General features: G+C 58.7%; 15 protein-coding genes and 4 tRNA genes. All 19 read right to left on the bottom strand.

Annotation, left to right across the window (positions count from 1 at the left end; all coding sequences use genetic code 11):
• Positions 1 to 13: 13 nt before the first annotated feature.
• Positions 14 to 2,119: an elongation factor G gene (gene fusA, locus IB229_RS19685; protein WP_192331647.1), complete on the bottom strand. Its 2,106-nt coding sequence runs from the start codon at positions 2,117 to 2,119 to the stop codon at positions 14 to 16.
• Positions 2,120 to 2,149: 30 nt separating this feature from the next.
• The gene (gene rpsG / locus IB229_RS19680) at positions 2,150 to 2,620 is read right to left on the bottom strand and encodes a 30S ribosomal protein S7 (RefSeq protein ID WP_173203028.1); all 471 of its coding nucleotides are present in this window, start codon (positions 2,618 to 2,620) and stop codon (positions 2,150 to 2,152) included.
• 104 nt (positions 2,621 to 2,724) lie between these two features.
• Positions 2,725 to 3,096: a 30S ribosomal protein S12 gene (rpsL, locus tag IB229_RS19675; protein ID WP_021217014.1), complete on the bottom strand. Its 372-nt coding sequence runs from the start codon at positions 3,094 to 3,096 to the stop codon at positions 2,725 to 2,727.
• 159 nt (positions 3,097 to 3,255) lie between these two features.
• A complete protein-coding gene (rpoC, locus tag IB229_RS19670) occupies positions 3,256 to 7,452 on the bottom strand; it encodes a DNA-directed RNA polymerase subunit beta' (protein WP_192331646.1) in 4,197 nt (1,398 codons plus the stop codon).
• Between the two features lie 65 nt (positions 7,453 to 7,517).
• On the bottom strand, positions 7,518 to 11,591 hold the full coding sequence (rpoB, locus tag IB229_RS19665; RefSeq protein ID WP_192331645.1) for a DNA-directed RNA polymerase subunit beta: 4,074 nt from the start codon (positions 11,589 to 11,591) through the stop codon (positions 7,518 to 7,520).
• A 221-nt stretch (positions 11,592 to 11,812) separates the two neighbouring features.
• Complete coding sequence (gene rplL / locus IB229_RS19660; protein ID WP_192331644.1) at positions 11,813 to 12,178, bottom strand: 50S ribosomal protein L7/L12; 366 nt, start codon at positions 12,176 to 12,178, stop codon at positions 11,813 to 11,815.
• Positions 12,179 to 12,258: 80 nt separating this feature from the next.
• The gene (rplJ, locus tag IB229_RS19655; RefSeq protein ID WP_192331643.1) at positions 12,259 to 12,759 is read right to left on the bottom strand and encodes a 50S ribosomal protein L10; all 501 of its coding nucleotides are present in this window, start codon (positions 12,757 to 12,759) and stop codon (positions 12,259 to 12,261) included.
• Between the two features lie 215 nt (positions 12,760 to 12,974).
• Positions 12,975 to 13,670 (bottom strand): 50S ribosomal protein L1, encoded by a 696-nt coding sequence (gene rplA / locus IB229_RS19650; protein WP_192331642.1) that lies wholly within the window; start codon positions 13,668 to 13,670, stop codon positions 12,975 to 12,977.
• Entirely contained in the window at positions 13,670 to 14,101 is a 432-nt protein-coding gene (gene rplK, locus IB229_RS19645; RefSeq protein WP_192331641.1) for a 50S ribosomal protein L11, read from the bottom strand. The genes rplA and rplK overlap by 1 nt, the downstream gene beginning before the upstream one ends.
• Before the next feature lie 118 nt (positions 14,102 to 14,219).
• Positions 14,220 to 14,753 (bottom strand): transcription termination/antitermination protein NusG, encoded by a 534-nt coding sequence (gene nusG, locus IB229_RS19640; RefSeq protein WP_192331640.1) that lies wholly within the window; start codon positions 14,751 to 14,753, stop codon positions 14,220 to 14,222.
• Positions 14,754 to 14,762: 9 nt separating this feature from the next.
• Positions 14,763 to 15,131, bottom strand: a complete 369-nt coding sequence (gene secE / locus IB229_RS19635; RefSeq protein WP_192331639.1) for a preprotein translocase subunit SecE — start codon at positions 15,129 to 15,131, stop codon at positions 14,763 to 14,765.
• Between the two features lie 49 nt (positions 15,132 to 15,180).
• Positions 15,181 to 15,256: transfer RNA gene (locus IB229_RS19630), tRNA-Trp, on the bottom strand.
• A 53-nt stretch (positions 15,257 to 15,309) separates the two neighbouring features.
• Entirely contained in the window at positions 15,310 to 16,503 is a 1,194-nt protein-coding gene (tuf, locus tag IB229_RS19625) for an elongation factor Tu (protein WP_192331638.1), read from the bottom strand.
• Positions 16,504 to 16,588: 85 nt separating this feature from the next.
• Positions 16,589 to 16,664 (bottom strand) — tRNA-Thr (locus IB229_RS19620).
• Positions 16,665 to 16,690: 26 nt separating this feature from the next.
• A tRNA-Gly gene (locus IB229_RS19615) sits at positions 16,691 to 16,764 on the bottom strand.
• Positions 16,765 to 16,788: 24 nt separating this feature from the next.
• A tRNA-Tyr gene (locus IB229_RS19610) sits at positions 16,789 to 16,873 on the bottom strand.
• A gap of 131 nt (positions 16,874 to 17,004) precedes the next feature.
• The gene (locus IB229_RS19605) at positions 17,005 to 17,685 is read right to left on the bottom strand and encodes an SPOR domain-containing protein (RefSeq protein WP_192331637.1); all 681 of its coding nucleotides are present in this window, start codon (positions 17,683 to 17,685) and stop codon (positions 17,005 to 17,007) included.
• Between the two features lie 9 nt (positions 17,686 to 17,694).
• Positions 17,695 to 18,441, bottom strand: coding sequence for a pantothenate kinase (locus tag IB229_RS19600; protein ID WP_192331636.1), 747 nt, complete (start codon positions 18,439 to 18,441; stop codon positions 17,695 to 17,697).
• Complete coding sequence (gene birA / locus IB229_RS19595; protein WP_192331635.1) at positions 18,431 to 19,396, bottom strand: bifunctional biotin--[acetyl-CoA-carboxylase] ligase/biotin operon repressor BirA; 966 nt, start codon at positions 19,394 to 19,396, stop codon at positions 18,431 to 18,433. The genes IB229_RS19600 and birA overlap by 11 nt, the downstream gene beginning before the upstream one ends.
• Positions 19,397 to 19,597: the final 201 nt, after the last annotated feature.

Genomic DNA, 19,597 nt, shown 5'->3' with positions numbered 1-19,597 from the left:
CTAAAGGGCTGGATTAGCCTTGTTTTTTGGTTACAGACTCGACGATATGCGACGGAGCTGTGTTGTATTTCTTGAATTCCATAGAGTAGCTCGCGCGACCCTGGGACATGGAGCGGACATCGGTCGCGTAACCGAACATCTCGCCCAGCGGAACTTCGGCGCGAATTACTTTGCCGGAGACCGTGTCTTCCATACCCAAGATCATGCCGCGACGGCGGTTAAGGTCGCCCATCACGTCACCCATATAGTCCTCAGGAGTAACGACCTCTACCGCCATGATCGGCTCAAGCAACTCACCACCGCCCTTCTGGGCCAGTTGCTTGGTCGCCATGGAAGCAGCCACCTTGAACGCCATCTCGTTGGAGTCGACATCGTGGTAGGAGCCGTCGAAAACGGTAGCCTTCAGGCCGATCAGCGGATAACCGGCAACGACGCCGTTCTTCATCTGCTCTTCGATACCCTTCTGGATCGCCGGGATGTATTCCTTCGGAATAACACCACCTACCACTTCGTTGACGAACTGCAGACCTTCCTGACCTTCATCAGCAGGTGCGAAGCGAACCCAGCAGTGACCGAACTGACCACGACCACCGGACTGACGAACGAACTTGCCTTCGATTTCGCAGTTCTTCGTGATGCGCTCACGATAGGAAACCTGAGGCTTACCGATGTTGGCTTCGACGTTGAACTCACGGCGCATGCGGTCGACCAGGATGTCCAGGTGCAACTCGCCCATACCGGAGATGATGGTCTGGCCAGTCTCTTCATCGGTCTTGACGCGGAAAGACGGGTCTTCCTGAGCAAGCTTGCCCAGAGCGATACCCATTTTTTCCTGGTCGTCCTTGGTCTTAGGCTCTACGGCAACCGAAATAACCGGCTCCGGGAAGTCCATGCGAACCAGAATGATCGGCTTGTCAGCGTTGCACAAAGTCTCACCAGTGGTGACGTCCTTCATGCCGATCAAGGCCGCGATGTCACCAGCGCGCACTTCCTTGATCTCTTCGCGGGCGTTGGCGTGCATTTGCACCATACGACCCACGCGCTCTTTTTTGCCCTTGACCGAGTTGACCACACCGTCGCCGGAGGCCAGAACGCCCGAGTAAACACGGACGAAGGTCAGGGTACCCACGAATGGGTCGGTAGCGATCTTGAACGCCAGAGCCGCGAAAGGCTCGTCGTCACTTGCATGACGCTCCATTTCCTCGTCCTCGTTATCCGGGTTGGAACCCTTGATAGCGGGAATGTCGGTCGGAGCAGGCAGGAAGTCGATAACGGCGTCGAGAACCAGGGGAACACCCTTGTTCTTGAAGGAAGAACCGCAGACAGCCAGAACGATCTCACCAGCAATAGTGCGCTGACGCAGAGCGAGCTTGATTTCTTCGATGGTGAGCTCTTCACCCTCGAGGTACTTGTTCATCAGCTCTTCGTTGGCTTCGGCAGCAGCCTCTACCATGTTGCTGCGCCACTTCTCGGCGTCTGCCAGCAACTCAGCAGGGATTTCCTTGCGAACAGGAACCATGCCCTTGTCGCCATCGTTCCAGTAAACAGCCTGCATGTTGATCAGATCGATCTGACCCTGGAAGTTGTCTTCGGAACCGATAGCCAGCTGGATTGGAACCGGGGTGTGACCCAGGCGCTGCTTGATCTGACTGATCACGCGCAGGAAGTCTGCACCAGCACGGTCCATCTTGTTTACGTAAACAAGACGCGGGACGCCGTATTTGTTGGCCTGACGCCATACGGTTTCCGACTGCGGCTCAACGCCCGAGGTACCACAGAACACCACGACAGCGCCGTCGAGTACGCGCAGGGAGCGCTCTACTTCGATAGTGAAGTCCACGTGACCGGGGGTATCGATGACGTTGAAGCGGTGCTCGTCCTTGTACTGCTTCTCGGAGCCCTTCCAGAAGGCGGTGATAGCAGCGGAAGTGATGGTAATACCACGCTCCTGCTCCTGCACCATCCAGTCTGTGGTCGCGGCGCCATCATGCACCTCGCCCATTTTGTGGCTTTTGCCGGTGTAAAAAAGGACGCGCTCGGTGGTAGTGGTTTTACCAGCATCCACGTGAGCCACGATACCGATGTTACGGTAGCGATTAATCGGTGTAGTACGAGCCATAAAGCCCTCGCAAATTTAGAAGCACTGAAATTAGAAGCGGTAGTGCGAGAAGGCCTTGTTGGCCTCAGCCATACGGTGTACGTCTTCACGCTTCTTAACTGCAGCACCTTTGCCTTCGGCAGCATCCAGGAGCTCGCCAGCAAGGCGCAGAGCCATGGACTTCTCACCGCGCTTGCGGGCGTAGTCCACCAGCCAGCGCATGGCCAGGGCGTTACGACGGGATGGGCGAACTTCGACCGGAACCTGGTAAGTCGCACCGCCTACACGGCGGGACTTCACTTCGACCAGCGGAGCGATGGCGTCGAGAGCTTTCTCGAAGATCTCCAGGGGATCGCTGTTCTTGCGCGCTTTGACAGTTTCCAGGGCACCGTAAACGATGCGCTCGGCGACTGCTTTCTTGCCGCTTTCCATCACGTGGTTCATGAATTTGGCGAGAATCAGGCTTCCGTATTTCGGATCGTCCAGAATCTCACGCTTAGCTGCTACACGACGTCTTGGCATGATAAGCCCTCAAACGGTCTTCAGGTTAGCCCGGGACCATAACCATTCGGTTACGCCCGACCTTACTCTTATCGACTCAACAAAAAGAAAAATGGCGAACCGAATTACTTCGGACGCTTGGTACCGTACTTCGAGCGACCCTGCTTACGGTCTTTGACACCAGTGGTGTCCAGCGAACCGCGAACAGTGTGGTAGCGCACACCCGGAAGGTCTTTTACACGACCGCCACGGATCAGCACGACGCTGTGCTCTTGCAGGTTGTGACCTTCACCACCGATGTAGGAGGTGACTTCAAAACCGTTGGTCAGACGAACACGGCACACTTTACGCAGTGCGGAGTTCGGTTTCTTCGGCGTGGTGGTGTACACACGAGTGCACACGCCACGACGCTGCGGGCAGTTCTGCAGCGCAGGCACGTCGGATTTCTCGACGATACGCTTACGCGGCTGACGTACCAGCTGGTTGATAGTTGCCATCTACTAGCTCCACTGTTGTCTTTCGACGCTATTTTTCAACAAAAGCAAAAAATTGGCAGAGCATGTGCCCTGCCAAATTTAGGGGTGCATGAGTCTAAAGAGACTCTCACCCACCGTCAAGGCAAAGCCCCGGGTGACGAATCGCCCGGGGCCTCGCACTCAATTGCTGGAATTCAACGCCTCGGTCAGCGCGGCTTCCACTTCACTGGCGCTTACACGCACTGGCTTGTCCTGATCACGGCGACGCTTGCGCTCGCTGTGGTAGGCCAGACCGGTACCTGCAGGGATCAGACGACCCACCACCACGTTCTCTTTCAGGCCGCGCAGGTAGTCGCGCTTGCCGGTCACGGCCGCTTCGGTCAGTACGCGGGTGGTCTCCTGGAAGGAGGCCGCCGAGATGAACGATTCGGTGGACAGCGACGCCTTGGTGATACCCAGCAGCACGCGGTCGAACTTGGAGACGAACTTGTCTTCGGTACCCAGGCGCTCGTTCTCGCCCAGTACGTGAGTCAGTTCCATCTGGTCGCCCTTGATGAAGCTGGAATCGCCGGACTCGGTGATCTCAACTTTACGCAGCATCTGACGCAGGATGGTCTCGATGTGCTTGTCGTTGATCTTCACGCCTTGCAGACGGTAAACGTCCTGGATCTCGTTGACGATGTACTTGGCCAGCGCGCTGACACCCAGCAGACGCAGGATGTCGTGCGGATCGCTCGGACCGTCGGAGATGACTTCGCCGCGATTCACTTGTTCGCCTTCGAAGACGTTCAGGTGACGCCACTTCGGAATCAGCTCTTCGTACGGATCGCTGCCATCGGTCGGGGTAATGACCAGACGGCGCTTGCCTTTGGTCTCCTTGCCGAAGGCGATGGTGCCGCTGATTTCAGCCAGGATCGAGGCTTCCTTCGGACGACGCGCTTCGAACAGGTCGGCAACGCGCGGCAGACCACCGGTGATGTCGCGAGTCTTCGAGGTTTCCTGCGGGATACGGGCGATAACGTCACCGACACCGATCTGCGCACCGTCAGCCACACCGACCAGGGCGTTCGCTGGCAGGAAGTACTGAGCCGGTACGTCGGTACCTGGCAGCAGCAGCTCCTTGCCATTGCCGTCGACCATCTTGATCGCCGGACGAATGTCCTTGCCAGCCGCCGGACGATCTTTCGGATCGAGGACTTCGATGTTGGTCAGACCGGTCAGTTCGTCGGTCTGGCGCTTGATGGTGATGCCCTCCTCCATGCCGACGAAGGTCACGGTACCCTTCATTTCGGTCACGATCGGGTGGGTGTGCGGATCCCACTTGGCGACGATGGCGCCAGCTTCGACCTTGTCACCTTCCTTCACGGAAATCACGGCACCGTACGGCAGCTTGTAGCGCTCGCGCTCACGACCGAACTCGTCGGCCACGGCCAGCTCGCCGGAGCGGGAAACCGCTACCAGGTTACCGTCCAGACGCTCGACGTGCTTCAGGTTGTGCAGACGGATCGCACCACCGTTCTTCACCTGGACGCTGTCGGCAGCCGAAGTACGACTTGCCGCACCACCGATGTGGAACGTACGCATGGTCAGCTGGGTACCCGGCTCACCGATCGACTGGGCAGCGATAACGCCAACCGCCTCACCGATGTTCACCTGGTGACCACGGGCCAGATCGCGACCGTAGCACTTGGCGCAGATACCGAAGCGGGTTTCGCAGCTGATCGGCGAACGCACGATCACTTCGTCGATGCTGTTGCGCTCGATGAACTCGACCCACTGCTCGTCGACCAGGGTACCGGCCGGAACGATGATTTCATCGCTGCCCGGCTTCGGCACGTCCTTGGCAATGACGCGACCCAGAACACGCTCACCGAGCGGCTCGACCACGTCGCCGCCTTCGATGTGCGGAGTCATCAGCAGGCCGTGTTCGGTGCCGCAGTCGACTTCGGTCACCACCAGATCCTGCGCCACGTCGACCAGGCGACGAGTCAGGTAACCGGAGTTCGCGGTCTTCAGTGCGGTATCCGCCAGACCTTTACGCGCACCGTGCGTGGAGATGAAGTACTGGAGTACGTTCAGGCCTTCACGGAAGTTCGCGGTGATCGGCGTCTCGATGATGGAGCCGTCCGGCTTGGCCATCAGACCACGCATACCGGCCAGCTGACGAATCTGCGCGGCGCTACCACGAGCACCGGAGTCCGCCATCATGTACATGGAGTTGAAGGACTCCTGATCGACTTCCTTGCCTTCGCGGTCGATGACCTTCTCTTTCGAGAGGTTGCTCATCATCGCTTTCGACACTTCGTCGTTGGCCTTGGACCAGAGGTCGATCACCTTGTTGTACTTCTCGCCCTGGGTAACCAGGCCGGAGGCGTACTGCGATTCGATTTCCTTCACTTCCTCGGTGGCGGCGTCGATGATGCGCGCCTTCTCATCCGGGATGACGAAGTCGTTCACGCCGATCGACACACCGGAGATGGTCGAGTAGGCGAAACCGGTGTACATCAGCTGGTCGGCGAAGATCACGGTGTCCTTCAGACCTACTGTGCGGTAGCACTGGTTGATCAGCTTGGAGATCGCCTTCTTCTTCATCGACTGGTTGACCACGTCATACGACAGGCCAGCCGGAACGATCTGGAACAGCAGCGCGCGGCCGACAGTGGTGTCGACGATGCGGGTGTTCTTGGTGATGCTGCCGTCACGGTCCTTGATGACTTCGTTGATGCGCACTTTCACGCGAGCGTGCAGCGAGGCTTCGCCGGCGCGGAACACGCGGTCGACTTCCTGCAGGTCGGCGAATACGCGACCTTCGCCCTTGGCGTTAACGGCATCACGGGTCATGTAGTACAGACCCAGTACCACGTCCTGCGACGGCACGATGATCGGCTCACCGTTGGCAGGCGAGAGGATGTTGTTGGTCGACATCATCAGCGCGCGCGCTTCCAGCTGGGCCTCGAGGGTCAGCGGAACGTGGACGGCCATCTGGTCACCGTCAAAGTCGGCGTTGTACGCGGCGCAGACCAGCGGGTGCAGCTGGATGGCTTTACCTTCGATCAGAACCGGTTCGAACGCCTGGATACCCAGACGGTGCAGGGTCGGTGCGCGGTTGAGCAGCACGGGGTGTTCGCGGATGACTTCGGCGAGAACGTCCCAAACCTCGGGCAGCTCGCGCTCGACCATCTTCTTCGCAGCCTTGATGGTTGTGGCCATGCCACGCGCTTCGAGCTTGCCGAAAATGAACGGCTTGAACAGCTCGAGGGCCATCTTCTTCGGCAGACCGCACTGGTGCAGGCGCAGGGTCGGGCCAACGGTAATAACCGAACGACCGGAGTAGTCCACGCGCTTACCGAGCAGGTTCTGACGGAAGCGACCTTGCTTACCTTTGATCATGTCGGCCAGCGACTTCAGCGGACGCTTGTTCGAGCCAGTGATGGCGCGACCGCGACGGCCGTTGTCGAGCAGGGCGTCGACCGCTTCCTGCAGCATGCGCTTTTCGTTGCGCACGATGATGTCCGGCGCCGACAGATCGAGCAGGCGCTTCAGACGGTTGTTACGGTTGATCACGCGGCGATACAGATCGTTGAGATCCGAGGTCGCGAAGCGGCCACCATCCAGCGGAACCAGCGGACGCAGGTCCGGCGGCAGAACCGGCAGAACGGTCAGGACCATCCACTCCGGATGGTTGCCGGAATCCTTGAAGGCTTCCATCAGCTTCAGGCGCTTGGACAGCTTCTTGATCTTGGTTTCGGAGTTGGTCTGCGGAATCTCTTCGCGCAGGCGGCCGATCTCGTGATCCAGGTCGATCGCGTTGAGCAGCTCGCGAACGGCTTCGGCGCCCATGCGCGCGTCGAAGTCATCACCGAACTCTTCGAGGGCTTCGAAGTACTGCTCGTCGTTCAGCAGTTGACCCTTCTCGAGGGTGGTCATGCCTGGGTCGATCACCACGTAGCTCTCGAAATAGAGCACGCGTTCGATGTCACGCAGGGTCATGTCCAGCAGCAGGCCGATACGGCTCGGCAGGGACTTCAGGAACCAGATGTGGGCGACCGGCGAAGCCAGTTCGATGTGCGCCATGCGCTCACGACGAACCTTAGCCAGGGCGACTTCGACGCCGCACTTCTCGCAGATCACGCCGCGGTGCTTCAGGCGTTTGTACTTACCGCACAGGCACTCGTAGTCCTTGACCGGGCCAAAGATCTTGGCGCAGAACAGGCCATCACGCTCAGGCTTGAAGGTACGGTAGTTGATGGTTTCCGGTTTTTTCACTTCACCGAAAGACCAGGAACGGATCATTTCAGGCGAAGCCAGACCGATACGGATCGCATCGAACTCTTCAACCTGATTCTGGTTTTTCAACAGATTCAGCAAGTCTTTCAAGGCCTTTCCTCCTCACGGACCAGCGGCAACCCGGCCTTGGCCGGGTGCCGCATAGGCGGTGCGTGTTATTCGGTTTCCAGTTCGATGTCGATACCGAGCGAGCGGATCTCTTTGATCAACACGTTGAAGGACTCGGGCATACCGGCCTCCATGCGGTGATCGCCGTCCACGATGTTCTTGTACATCTTGGTCCGGCCGTTCACGTCGTCCGACTTCACGGTCAGCATTTCCTGCAGGGTGTAGGCGGCGCCATAGGCTTCCAGCGCCCAGACCTCCATCTCCCCGAAACGCTGACCACCGAACTGCGCCTTACCACCCAGCGGCTGCTGGGTAACCAGGCTGTAGGAACCGGTGGAACGCGCGTGCATCTTGTCGTCTACCAGGTGGTTCAGTTTGAGCATGTACATGTAGCCGACGGTGGTCGGACGCTCGAACTGGTTACCGGTACGGCCGTCGGTCAGACGCATCTGGCCGCTTTCCGGCAGATCCGCCAGCTTCAGCATGGCCTTGATTTCGCTTTCCTTGGCACCGTCGAATACCGGGGTGGCCATCGGCACACCGCCACGCAGGTTCTTCGCCAGATCCAGGATCTCGATATCGGACAACTCGTCGAGGCTTTCCTGACGACCACCGATCTCGTTGTAGATCTGCTGCATAAACTTGCGCAGCTCGGCGACCTTGCGCTGCTCTTCGAGCATGCGGTTGATCTTCTCGCCCAGGCCCTTGGCCGCGAGGCCCAGGTGGGTTTCGAGGATCTGACCGACGTTCATACGCGACGGTACGCCCAGCGGGTTGAGGACGATGTCGACCGGGGTGCCATTGGCATCGTGCGGCATGTCTTCGACCGGCATGATCACGGAGACCACACCCTTGTTACCGTGACGACCGGCCATCTTGTCGCCCGGCTGGATGCGACGCTTGATCGCCAGGTAGACCTTGACGATCTTCAGTACGCCCGGCGCCAGGTCGTCGCCTTGCTGCAGCTTGCGCTTCTTGTCTTCGAACTTGTCGTCGAGCAGCTGACGGCGGTCGGAAATGTAGGCCTGGGCCTTTTCCAGTTGCTCGTTCAGGGCGTCGTCGGCCATGCGCAGCTTGAACCACTGGCCACGCTCCAGACCGTCGAGGTACTCGTCGGTGATCGCGGTGCCTTTCTTCAGGCCAGTGCCGCCTTCGGCCTTGGCGCCGACCAGAGCCGAACGCAGACGCTCGAAGGTCGCGCCTTCGACGATGCGGAACTCTTCGTTGAGGTCCTTGCGGATCTCGTCGAGTTGGCTCTTCTCGATCGACAGGGCGCGCGAATCGCGCTCCACGCCGTCACGGGTGAAGACCTGGACGTCGATGACGGTACCCTTGGTGCCGGTCGGCACGCGCAGGGAGGTGTCTTTCACGTCGCTGGCCTTCTCACCGAAGATCGCGCGCAGCAGCTTCTCTTCCGGGGTCAGCTGGGTCTCGCCTTTCGGGGTGACCTTGCCGACCAGGATGTCGCCAGCGCCGACTTCGGCGCCTACGTAGACGATACCGGCTTCGTCCAGCTTGTTCAGCGCAGCTTCACCCACGTTCGGGATGTCCGCGGTGATTTCCTCTGGGCCAAGCTTGGTGTCACGGGCAACGCAGGTCAGTTCCTGGATGTGGATCGTGGTGAAACGATCTTCCTGGACCACGCGCTCGGACAGGCAGATGGAGTCTTCGAAGTTGAAGCCGTTCCACGGCATGAACGCCACGCGCATGTTCTGACCCAGTGCCAGCTCACCCATGTCGGTGGACGGGCCGTCGGCCAGGATGTCGCTGCGCGAAACCTTGTCACCCTTGCTCACCAGCGGACGCTGGTTGATGCAGGTGTTCTGGTTCGAGCGGGTGTATTTGGTCAGGTTGTAGATGTCGACACCGGCTTCACCGGTTTCGACTTCGTCATCATTGACGCGAACCACGATACGGCTGGCATCGACGGAGTCGATCACGCCGCCGCGACGGGCCACGACGCAGACGCCGGAGTCACGGGCAACGTTGCGCTCCATGCCGGTACCTACCAGCGGCTTGTCGGCGCGCAGGGTTGGCACAGCCTGACGCTGCATGTTGGAACCCATGAGTGCACGGTTGGCGTCGTCGTGCTCGAGGAACGGGATCAGCGAGGCAGCGACGGAAACGACCTGCTTCGGCGACACGTCCATCAGGGTGACGTCTTCCGGCGCCTTGACGGTGAACTCGTTGAGGTGACGCACGGCAACCAGTTCATCGACCAGCATGCCTTTGTCGCTCATGGTCGCCGATGCCTGGGCAATAACGTGATCGGCCTCTTCGATGGCGGAGAGGAACACGATCTCGTCGGTCACCAGACCAGCCTTCACCACACGGTACGGGCTTTCCAGGAAGCCGTACTGATTGGTGCGGGCATAGGCCGCCAGGGAGTTGATCAGGCCGATGTTCGGACCTTCAGGGGTCTCGATCGGGCACACGCGGCCGTAGTGGGTCGGGTGTACGTCGCGGACTTCGAAGCCGGCGCGCTCACGGGTCAGACCACCTGGGCCGAGTGCGGAGACGCGGCGCTTGTGGGTGATCTCGGAGAGCGGGTTGTTCTGGTCCATGAACTGCGAGAGCTGGCTGGAACCGAAGAACTCCTTCACCGCGGCCGCAACCGGCTTGGCGTTGATCAGGTCTTGCGGCATCAGGCCTTCGCTTTCAGCCATCGACAGACGCTCTTTGACCGCGCGCTCTACACGCACCAGGCCAACGCGGAACTGGTTCTCGGCCATCTCGCCGACGCAACGCACGCGACGGTTACCCAGGTGGTCGATGTCGTCGACGATGCCTTTGCCGTTACGGATATCGACCAGGGTCTTGAGGACCGCGACGATGTCTTCCTTGCTCAGCACGCCCGAACCTTCGATCTCGGTACGACCGATACGACGGTTGAACTTCATGCGGCCGACGGCGGACAGGTCGTAACGCTCGGCGCTGAAGAACAGGTTGTTGAACAGGGTCTCGGCAGCATCCTTGGTTGGCGGCTCGCCAGGACGCATCATGCGATAGATCTCGACCAGCGCTTCCAGTTGGTTGCTGGTGGAGTCGATCTTCAGGGTGTCGGAGATGAACGGACCGCAGTCGATGTCGTTGGTGTACAGGGTCTCGATGCGGACGACCTGTGCCTTGACGATCTTCGCCAGAATGTCGGTGTTCAGCTCGGTATTGCACTCGGCAACGATCTCGCCGGTGGCCGGGTGCACGATCGCCTTGGCGGTGGTACGGCCCAGGACGTAGTCGAGCGGAACTTCCAGCTCCTTGATGCCGGCCTTGTCGATCTGGTTGATGTGGCGCGCGGTGATGCGGCGACCTTGCTCAACGATGACCTTGCCTTTCTCGTCCTTGATGTCGAACGCGGCGATTTCACCACGCAGACGCTGCGGTACCAGCTCCAGACTCAGGGTCTCGCCCTTCACGTGGAAAACGTTGGTCGCATAGAAGGCGTCCAGCACTTCTTCGGTGCTGTAGCCCAGCGCGCGCAGCAGGACAGAGGCCGGCAGTTTGCGGCGACGGTCGATACGTACGAATACGGCGTCCTTCGGATCGAACTCGAAGTCCAGCCAGGAGCCGCGGTAAGGAATGATGCGCGCCGAGTACAGCAGTTTGCCCGAGCTGTGAGTCTTGCCGCGGTCATGATCGAAGAACACGCCAGGCGAGCGGTGCAGCTGGGAAACGATGACGCGCTCGGTACCGTTGATGATGAAGGTACCGTTCTCGGTCATGAGCGGAATTTCGCCCATGTAGACTTCTTGTTCCTTGATGTCCTTGATCGCTTTGTTCGACGACTCTTTGTCGAAGATGATCAGACGGACTTTGACCCGCAGCGGAACGGCGAAGGTCACGCCACGCAGCACGCACTCTTTGACGTCGAATGCCGGCTCGCCCAGGCGATAGCCGACATACTCCAGAGCGGCGTTGCCGGAGTAGCTGATGATCGGGAATACGGACTTGAAGGCCGCATGCAGGCCAACGTCGCGGAACTGCTCCTTGCTCACTCCTTGCTGCAGGAATTCGCGGTACGAATCCAGCTGGATGGCCAGGAGATAAGGCACATCCATCACATCCGGCAACTTGCTAAAGTCCTTGCGGATACGTTTTTTCTCAGTGTATGAGTAAGCCATCAGCGTTCCCCAGCTTGGTCACCTGCTTGTTTGGCTACACCCGGCGGGAGCAGCCAGAAAATCGTGCAAACCCCGTGGTTTGCGCCGCCCCAAGGGCGGGATTTTCGCGCCATGGACAGCAGCCTTGCGGCATCTGCCCATAACGGAAAAAGGCCGGTGGCAATTGCCACCAGCCATCAGCCTGTTGCTTAACGCGCGGGCTGTAGACGCAAGGTCGTCGCTTACTTGAGCTCGACTTTGGCGCCAGCTTCTTCCAGCTTCTTCTTGGCGTCTTCGGCAGCGTCCTTGGTCAGGCCTTCGGAGATGACCTGAGGAGCGGTGTCGACTTTCTCTTTGGCTTCTTTCAGACCCAGACCGGTCAGCTCGCGAACAGCCTTGATCACGTTGACTTTCTTCTCGCCGGCTTCGACCAGAACAACGTTGAACTCGGTTTGCTCTTCGACAACAGCGGCGGCAGCAGCCGGGCCAGCAGCGGCAACAGCAGCGGTAACGCCGAAGGTTTCTTCCATCGCTTTGATCAGCTCAACAACTTCCAGAACGGTTTTCTGGCCGATGGCTTCGATGATTTGCTCGTTAGTCAGAGACATGACTATAAATTCCTGTATTGGGGTGACAGCTTACGCAGCCATCAAATTAAACATGTGATTTTGAAAGTGCTTACGCGGCCTTAGGCAGCGGCAGCTTCTTTCTGGTCGCGAACGGCCGCCAGAGTACGAGCCAGCTTGCTGGTAGCGCCTTGAATAACGCTCATCAGTCGTGCAATAGCTTCGTCGCGAGTTGGCAGCGAAGCCAACACGTCGATCTGGTTTGCTGCGAGGAACTTGCCCTCGAACGCAGCTGCCTTGATCTCGAACTTGTCGTTACCTTTCGCGAACTCTTTGAACAGACGAGCAGCAGCGCCCGGGTGTTCATTGGAGAAAGCGATCAAGGTCGGGCCGGTGAACGAGTCGTTGAGGACACTGTATTCAGTGTCGGCAACGGCGCGCTTGAGCAGGGTGTTACGCACGACACGTACGTACACACCAGCTTCACGAGCCTCTTTACGGAGTCCGGTCATAGCGCCTACCGTCACGCCGCGGGCATCAGCCACAACAGCGGACAGGGCAGCTTTGGCAGCCTCGTTGACTTCAGCGACGATGGCCTTCTTGTCTTCGAGTTTAATTGCCACGGGTAAAACTCCTGCTTGTTACCGTTTCATCCAGCCGAGGCCGGATGTCGTTTTGGTGTCTGATTCGGTAAGGAACCGGGAGCACCATCTGCGTAGGCTTGTAGAGATCGCTCTCCGGGTTTAAGGCTTGCGCCGCCTACGGTCTTGGATAGCCCCCGCCAGGCAGGGACCCCAATCTTTTCCAGGTCGACGGATCGCTCCGCCGACCCAATCACTTACGCGTCGAGCGATGCTTGGTCGATGACCAGGCCTGGACCCATGGTGGTACTCAGGGTCACGCGCTTGACGTAGATGCCTTTCGAGGTCGACGGCTTCAGACGCTTGAGGTCCGACAGCAGGGCTTCCACGTTCTGCTTCAGCTGGACAGCTTCGAAGCCGACCTTGCCAACGGAGGTGTGGATGATGCCGTTCTTGTCAGTACGGAAGCGCACTTGACCCGCCTTGGCGTTCTTCACGGCAGTGGCCACGTCCGGAGTCACGGTGCCGACCTTCGGGTTAGGCATCAGGCCGCGCGGACCGAGGATCTGGCCCAGCTGGCCGACGACGCGCATGGCGTCCGGGGAGGCGATGACGACATCGTAGTTCAGGTCGCCGGCCTTCATTTCGGCAGCCAGTTCGTCCATACCGACCTTGTCGGCACCAGCAGCCAGAGCAGCTTCAGCGCCCGGGCCCTGGGTGAACACGGCAACGCGAACGGTCTTGCCAGTGCCGTTCGGCAGAACGGTAGCGCCACGAACAACCTGGTCGGATTTACGCGGATCAACACCCAGGTTGATGGCGATATCGAACGATTCGGTGAACTTGACGGCAGACAGCTCAGCCAGCAGCTTGGCGGCATCTTCGAAGCCGTACTGCTTGCCCGCTTCGATTTTCTCGGCGATAGCCTTTTGGCGCTTGGTCAGCTTAGCCATTACACACCCTCCACGTTGAGGCCCATGCTACGCGCGGAGCCGGCGATGGTACGCACGGCCGCATCCAGGTCAGCTGCAGTCAGATCGGCCGCCTTGGTCTTGGCGATCTCTTCCAGCTGAGCACGGGTAACGGTGCCCACTTTGACGGTGTTCGGACGAGCGGAACCGCTGGTCAGGCCGGCAGCCTTCTTCAGCAGAACCGAAGCCGGGGTGCTTTTGGTTTCGAACGTGAAGCTGCGGTCGCTGTATACAGTGATGATCACTGGAGTCGGCAGACCGGCTTCCATACCCTGAGTACGGGCGTTGAAAGCTTTGCAGAACTCCATGATGTTCACGCCATGCTGACCCAGTGCAGGACCAACGGGCGGCGACGGGTTGGCCTGACCGGCCTTCACTTGCAGCTTGATATAAGCGGTAATCTTCTTAGCCATGAGCTACTCCAGTTACGGGTTCTAGCGCCAATTTGGCTCCCCGGTTGATAACGCCTTTATCCCAGTGACGAAAAAACCCCACAGCCAACGGCTGTGGGGTATGGGATGCATTGTCCAGTTACGCCTTCTCGACCTGACTGAACTCCAGCTCCACCGGCGTGGAGCGACCAAAAATAAGCACGGCCACGTGGATCCGGCTCTTTTCGTAGTTGACCTCTTCGACCACACCGTTGAAGTCGGCAAACGGGCCGTCGATTACTCGAACAGTCTCGCCCGGCTCGAACAGTGTCTTCGGCTTCGGCTTATCACCGCTATCGGCGACGCGACGCAGAATGGCATCCGCTTCTTTTTCAGTGATGGGCGCAGGCTTGTCAGCGGTACCGCCGATGAAGCCCATGACGCGCGGCGTGTTCTTGATCAGGTGCCAAGTCGCCTCGCTCATTTCCATCTGAACCAGGACATAGCCCGGGAAAAACTTGCGCTCACTCTTGCGCTTCTGGCCGTTACGCATCTCCACCACTTCTTCGGTGGGGACCAGAATCTCGCCAAACTCTTCTTCCATGCCAGCCAGCTTCACGCGCTCGATCAGCGAGCGCATGACATGCTTCTCGTAACCCGAGTAAGCATGCACAACGTACCAACGCTTAGCCACGGGACACCCTTAACCGACAATCAACGAAACAAGCCAGCCCAGCAGGGAATCCAGCCCCCACAGAACCAGCGCCATCACCAGAACCACGGCAACCACGATCAGCGTGGTCTGCATTGTTTCCTGGCGAGTTGGCCATACAACCTTGCGAATTTCGGTGCGAGCCTCTTTGGCCAGACCGAAGAAGGCTTGACCCTTTGAGGTCTGCAGCGCTACAAAACCGGCTACAGCCGCAAGCGCCAACAGGACCAGCACGCGATACAGGAGAGGTTCAGCCGAAAAATACTGATTGCCGACCACACCTGCGACCACTAGAGCGACAACAACCAGCCACTTCAGCAGGTCAAAGCGTGAGTCTTTAGCTTCAGCTTTGGCATTCATGAGAAAACCCTGTAATCAAAGAAATGCCAGATCCGCATTATCAGGAATCTGGCAGGCCAGGAGGGAATCGAACCCCCAACCTGCGGTTTTGGAGACCGCCGCTCTGCCAATTGAGCTACTGGCCTAAAACGAAGTCAGGCCGACCATTATGCCGGCCTGACTGAGTCAGATCAACCGATTACTCGACGATCTTGGCAACCACGCCGGCACCAACGGTACGGCCGCCTTCGCGAATCGCGAAACGCAGGCCGTCTTCCATGGCGATCGGCTTGATCAGGGTGACAACCATTTTCACGTTGTCGCCCGGCATTACCATCTCAACGCCTTCCGGCAGTTCGCACGAACCGGTCACGTCAGTGGTACGGAAGTAGAACTGCGGACGGTAGCCTTTGAAGAACGGAGTGTGACGACCACCTTCTTCTTTGGACAGAACGTACACTTCAGCTTCGAACTTGGTGTGCGGCTTGATGGTGCCCGGCTTGGCCAGAACCTGACCACGCTCTACGTCGTCACGCTTGGTGCCGCGCAGCAGTACACCGCAGTTCTCGCCAGCACGACCTTCGTCGAGCAGCTTGCGGAACATTTCAACGCCGGTGCAGGTGGTCTTGGTGGTGTCACGCAGACCAACGATTTCGATTTCTTCCTGGATCTTGACGATACCGCGCTCTACACGACCGGTAACTACAGTACCGCGTCCGGAGATCGAGAAAACGTCTTCGATCGGCATCAGGAACGGCTTATCGATGGCACGAACCGGCTCTGGAATGTAGCTATCCAGAGTTTCAACCAGCTTCTTCACAGCGCTGGTGCCCATTTCGTTGTCGTCTTGGCCGTTCAGAGCCATCAGAGCGGAACCGATAATGATCGGAGTGTCGTCGCCCGGGAAGTCGTAGGTGGACAGCAGGTCACGAACTTCCATCTCGACCAGCTCCAGCAGCTCGGCGTCGTCAACCATGTCAGCCTTGTTCAGGAAGACAACGATGTACGGAACACCTACCTGACGGGACAGCAGGATGTGCTCGCGAGTCTGCGGCATCGGGCCGTCAGCAGCGGAGCAAACCAGGATCGCGCCGTCCATCTGGGCAGCACCAGTGATCATGTTCTTCACATAGTCAGCGTGACCCGGGCAGTCAACGTGCGCGTAGTGACGAACAGAGGAGTCGTACTCTACGTGCGCGGTGTTGATGGTGATACCGCGAGCTTTTTCTTCCGGGGCGCTATCGATCTTGTCGAAGTCGACACGGGCGCTACCGAACACTTCGGAGCAAACGCGGGTCAGAGCAGCGGTCAGAGTGGTTTTACCGTGGTCAACGTGACCGATGGTGCCTACGTTGACGTGCGGTTTGTTACGTTCGAACTTTTCTTTAGCCATCTTGACCGTCTCCCATCAAATATTTGAGCGAGTCACGCCGCCATTAAAACAAAGGCAGATATCTGCATATCTGCCTTTGTTAAAGTGGAGCTCATGAGCGGATTTGAACCGCTGACCTCACCCTTACCAAGGGTGTGCTCTACCAGCTGAGCTACATGAGCGAAACACGTTTGCACAAACAACAAACTGGAGCGGGCAGCGGGAATCGAACCCGCATCATCAGCTTGGAAGGCTGAGGTTCTACCACTGAACTATGCCCGCGGAGCTTGCAGCTCACGCTTAATCTGGTGGAGGGGGAAGGATTCGAACCTTCGAAGTCGATGACGTCAGATTTACAGTCTGATCCCTTTGGCCGCTCGGGAACCCCTCCAAAACGAGGCGGCATTGTCATTGCATGCCACCCTACTGTCAAGCAATTCCTCATTAAAAACTTGAGGTTAGCGCTATTTGACAGCAACCCTGCGGAGCCTCCCCCGCAAAGCGGCCGCCATTCTATGCAAACTAACGGTCAGTTGCAACGCCTTCGCACGGCATTAATTGATGCTGCAGATTCTTGAAGTCCGAAGCCAATTGTTGAAGCAGAACATCATCGGCCAATCGCCGACTCTGCGGCGCAATACGCACCCAGAAACTGCGCTGCGCCCGCGTCAACTCACGCAGCAGCGGCTCGTATCCGGCATCCCGCAAACGCTGCATGACACTTTGCGCAGAATCACTACGCGGGAAGATGCCAAGCGAAATGCCGTTGGCCAGATCCCCCTGAGTAATGATGTAGCTATCGATCTTGCGCGCCTGCAGCTCCTTGAGCTGGCGAAGCGATGCCTGGCGAGAGGCCAGCGGCGCAAGATAGACCCAGTAATCCAGGCCCGCCGCCGCATCAACAGCCTTAACCTCGGCGCCGATATCCAGAGACATCAGCCGCTGCTCGACCTCCCGCGCCGCGGAGTCCTGCTGAAAGCTGCCGAGAAACAAGCATGTCTCCGTCGCTGCCGAGACAGCGGCATCCGGCACCTCACGCCGCACACCCTCCCTGCCCGACTCACTAAGGAGACGAATGTCCTGCTGCGCGCCACGATACTGCGCCATGGGCTCCACCTCTTTGGCGCGTAATGGAGCCTGCTGCTGATGCCAGACGTAATAGAAGAGGTTCAGAACCAGCAGAAGCAGAAACAACCAGCGCATGAGCGAGCCTCAGGACAAAGGGCAGGCAAGCGCCAACCCGACAAAAACCAGATCGGAAACCAGATGTGCCTGGGGCAACATTTCACTGACAAGCGACGCATCACCACCCGTCAGATAGACCGCAAAATCCTCGCCCCAATGTACTCGCGCAACGTCCAATTGGGTCAGCACGAAACCACGCAACATCAGCGAACAACCCCGCTCGACCGCCTCGACTGTAGACCGGCCTGGAGCCAGGGTAGTCTGGGCCTGCTCTGCCGCAGCATCGTCGTAACGAATCCGGCGAGTATGGGTGCGCAGCTGATTACGCATCAGAGGCACTCCTGGACAGATATACCCTCCGAGGTGATCGCCAGTAGCGGTAACAAAATCAGACGTTACTGCCGTGCCGAGATCAAGAACCAGGCAATTACCGGGAGACAACTGATAGGCACCGACAAGCGCCAACCAGCGATCTAGCCCGAGGCGCTGCGGCTCTTCATAGCCATTGCGCACACCTCCGAGCTCGCCCGCCGGAGAGGCCGCAGACACCGGAATGGCAAAAGCATGCCCGATGCTTGCAATAAGCTCATTCGTTTCAGCCTCGCTGCGCACGCTCACCAGTCGGCATGCATGCAGCTGACAATCCCCCACGGAGATAACAACCTCCAGCAATTCCGCCGCGGAGTCGACAACACCTCCCGCCAGAACATTGCCGCCAGCGCGGAGCACTCGCCATTTGATCAGACTATTGCCGCAGTCCAACTCAAGAATCATTGCGCAACCTCAGGCTCAACTCGCCACCACTGAACTGCCGCTCCTCTCCCATCACATCGAGACGCAACGCACCCTGCTTATCGATCCCGAGAACACGCCCCTCTATCCGCTGCAAACCGGAAACAAGAGTAACTGCAGCCCCCTGCCATAAATGCACCGACTCCCACTCACCCTGGAGCGCCGCAAAACCTTCGCAACAATGCAAATCGAGATAACGCGCAAGCTGACGGCTCAAGCTCAACACCAGCGCACTGCGATCGATCAATACACCCCGGTCATTACGCAGCGACGTCCAAGGTTGATCTATCTCTGCCTCGCCAGACCGCATATTGACGTTAATACCAATGCCGATGACAACCTGGCAGGATCCCGCCGGATCCCCCGCGATCTCGATGAGAATGCCCGCGATTTTTCGACCGCCCGCGAGAACGTCGTTGGGCCACTTGAGCCCGACATCGGCACACCCCAGATCACGCAGAACTGCGTGAACAGCAAGACCCACGCTAAGACTCAGGCCAACAAGCGGAAAATCGCCGCCATCAATGCTCAATCCCAGGCTGTAATAGAGATTCTCACCATACGGGCTTACCCACGTGCGCCCACGACGTCCGCGTCCAGCAGACTGCACCTCCGCCAACACGACAAGAGGCAGCACTTCCGGCTGCGAGGCAATTTGCCGCATGGCCTCGGCATTGGTCGAGTCAACCGAGTCCAGAACGGAAGAAGTCCAGCCCTGAGACTCCAGACCGGCCTTGATCGCATCTGAATTCAATAGGGAGAGTGGTGATTCCAGCCTGTACCCTCGCCCGGGAACCCGGAATATGGGGACGCCGAACTCACGCTCTATATGTTGCAAACGTTTCCAGACGGCTGCCCGACTGACACCCAGGACACTCCCCAGGGCTTCGCCGGAGTGGAACTCACCATCTTGGAGCATCTGCAAAACTTTCTGCATCAGAACTGACCCCGAAAAGAGGCAGGCATCATAGCGGCGCGTCGCCCAGTTTCCTAGGCAGAAGCTGCTGAGATTTTTCCATCGCCCAAAGCCAAACCCCCAACCCGATTTCTCGGATTGGGGGTTTGGGGATAGGAGCTTGACGATGACCTACTCTCACATGGGGAAGCCCCACACTACCATCGGCGATGCGTCGTTTCA

Origin of the sequence: Pseudomonas sp. PDM14, assembly GCF_014851905.1 — a bacterium.
Lineage (GTDB): Bacteria > Pseudomonadota > Gammaproteobacteria > Pseudomonadales > Pseudomonadaceae > Aquipseudomonas.
Note: the sequence above shows the minus strand (reverse complement) of the source record. Positions and strands in the feature narration are given on the sequence as shown.

Coding starts and splice junctions, on each gene's coding strand:
- rplL (WP_192331644.1), bottom strand. CDS start 12,178: ATGTCTCTGACTAACGAGCAAATCATCGAAGCCATCGGCCAGAAAACC.
- rpoB (WP_192331645.1), bottom strand. CDS start 11,591: ATGGCTTACTCATACACTGAGAAAAAACGTATCCGCAAGGACTTTAGC.
- fusA (WP_192331647.1), bottom strand. CDS start 2,119: ATGGCTCGTACTACACCGATTAATCGCTACCGTAACATCGGTATCGTG.
- rpsL (WP_021217014.1), bottom strand. CDS start 3,096: ATGGCAACTATCAACCAGCTGGTACGTCAGCCGCGTAAGCGTATCGTC.
- IB229_RS19605 (WP_192331637.1), bottom strand. CDS start 17,685: ATGCGCTGGTTGTTTCTGCTTCTGCTGGTTCTGAACCTCTTCTATTAC.
- rplA (WP_192331642.1), bottom strand. CDS start 13,670: ATGGCTAAGCTGACCAAGCGCCAAAAGGCTATCGCCGAGAAAATCGAA.
- IB229_RS19600 (WP_192331636.1), bottom strand. CDS start 18,441: ATGATTCTTGAGTTGGACTGCGGCAATAGTCTGATCAAATGGCGAGTG.
- secE (WP_192331639.1), bottom strand. CDS start 15,131: ATGAATGCCAAAGCTGAAGCTAAAGACTCACGCTTTGACCTGCTGAAG.
- birA (WP_192331635.1), bottom strand. CDS start 19,396: ATGCAGAAAGTTTTGCAGATGCTCCAAGATGGTGAGTTCCACTCCGGC.
- rplK (WP_192331641.1), bottom strand. CDS start 14,101: ATGGCTAAGAAGATTACCGCTTATATCAAGCTGCAAGTGAAGGCCGGT.
- rpsG (WP_173203028.1), bottom strand. CDS start 2,620: ATGCCAAGACGTCGTGTAGCAGCTAAGCGTGAGATTCTGGACGATCCG.
- tuf (WP_192331638.1), bottom strand. CDS start 16,503: ATGGCTAAAGAAAAGTTCGAACGTAACAAACCGCACGTCAACGTAGGC.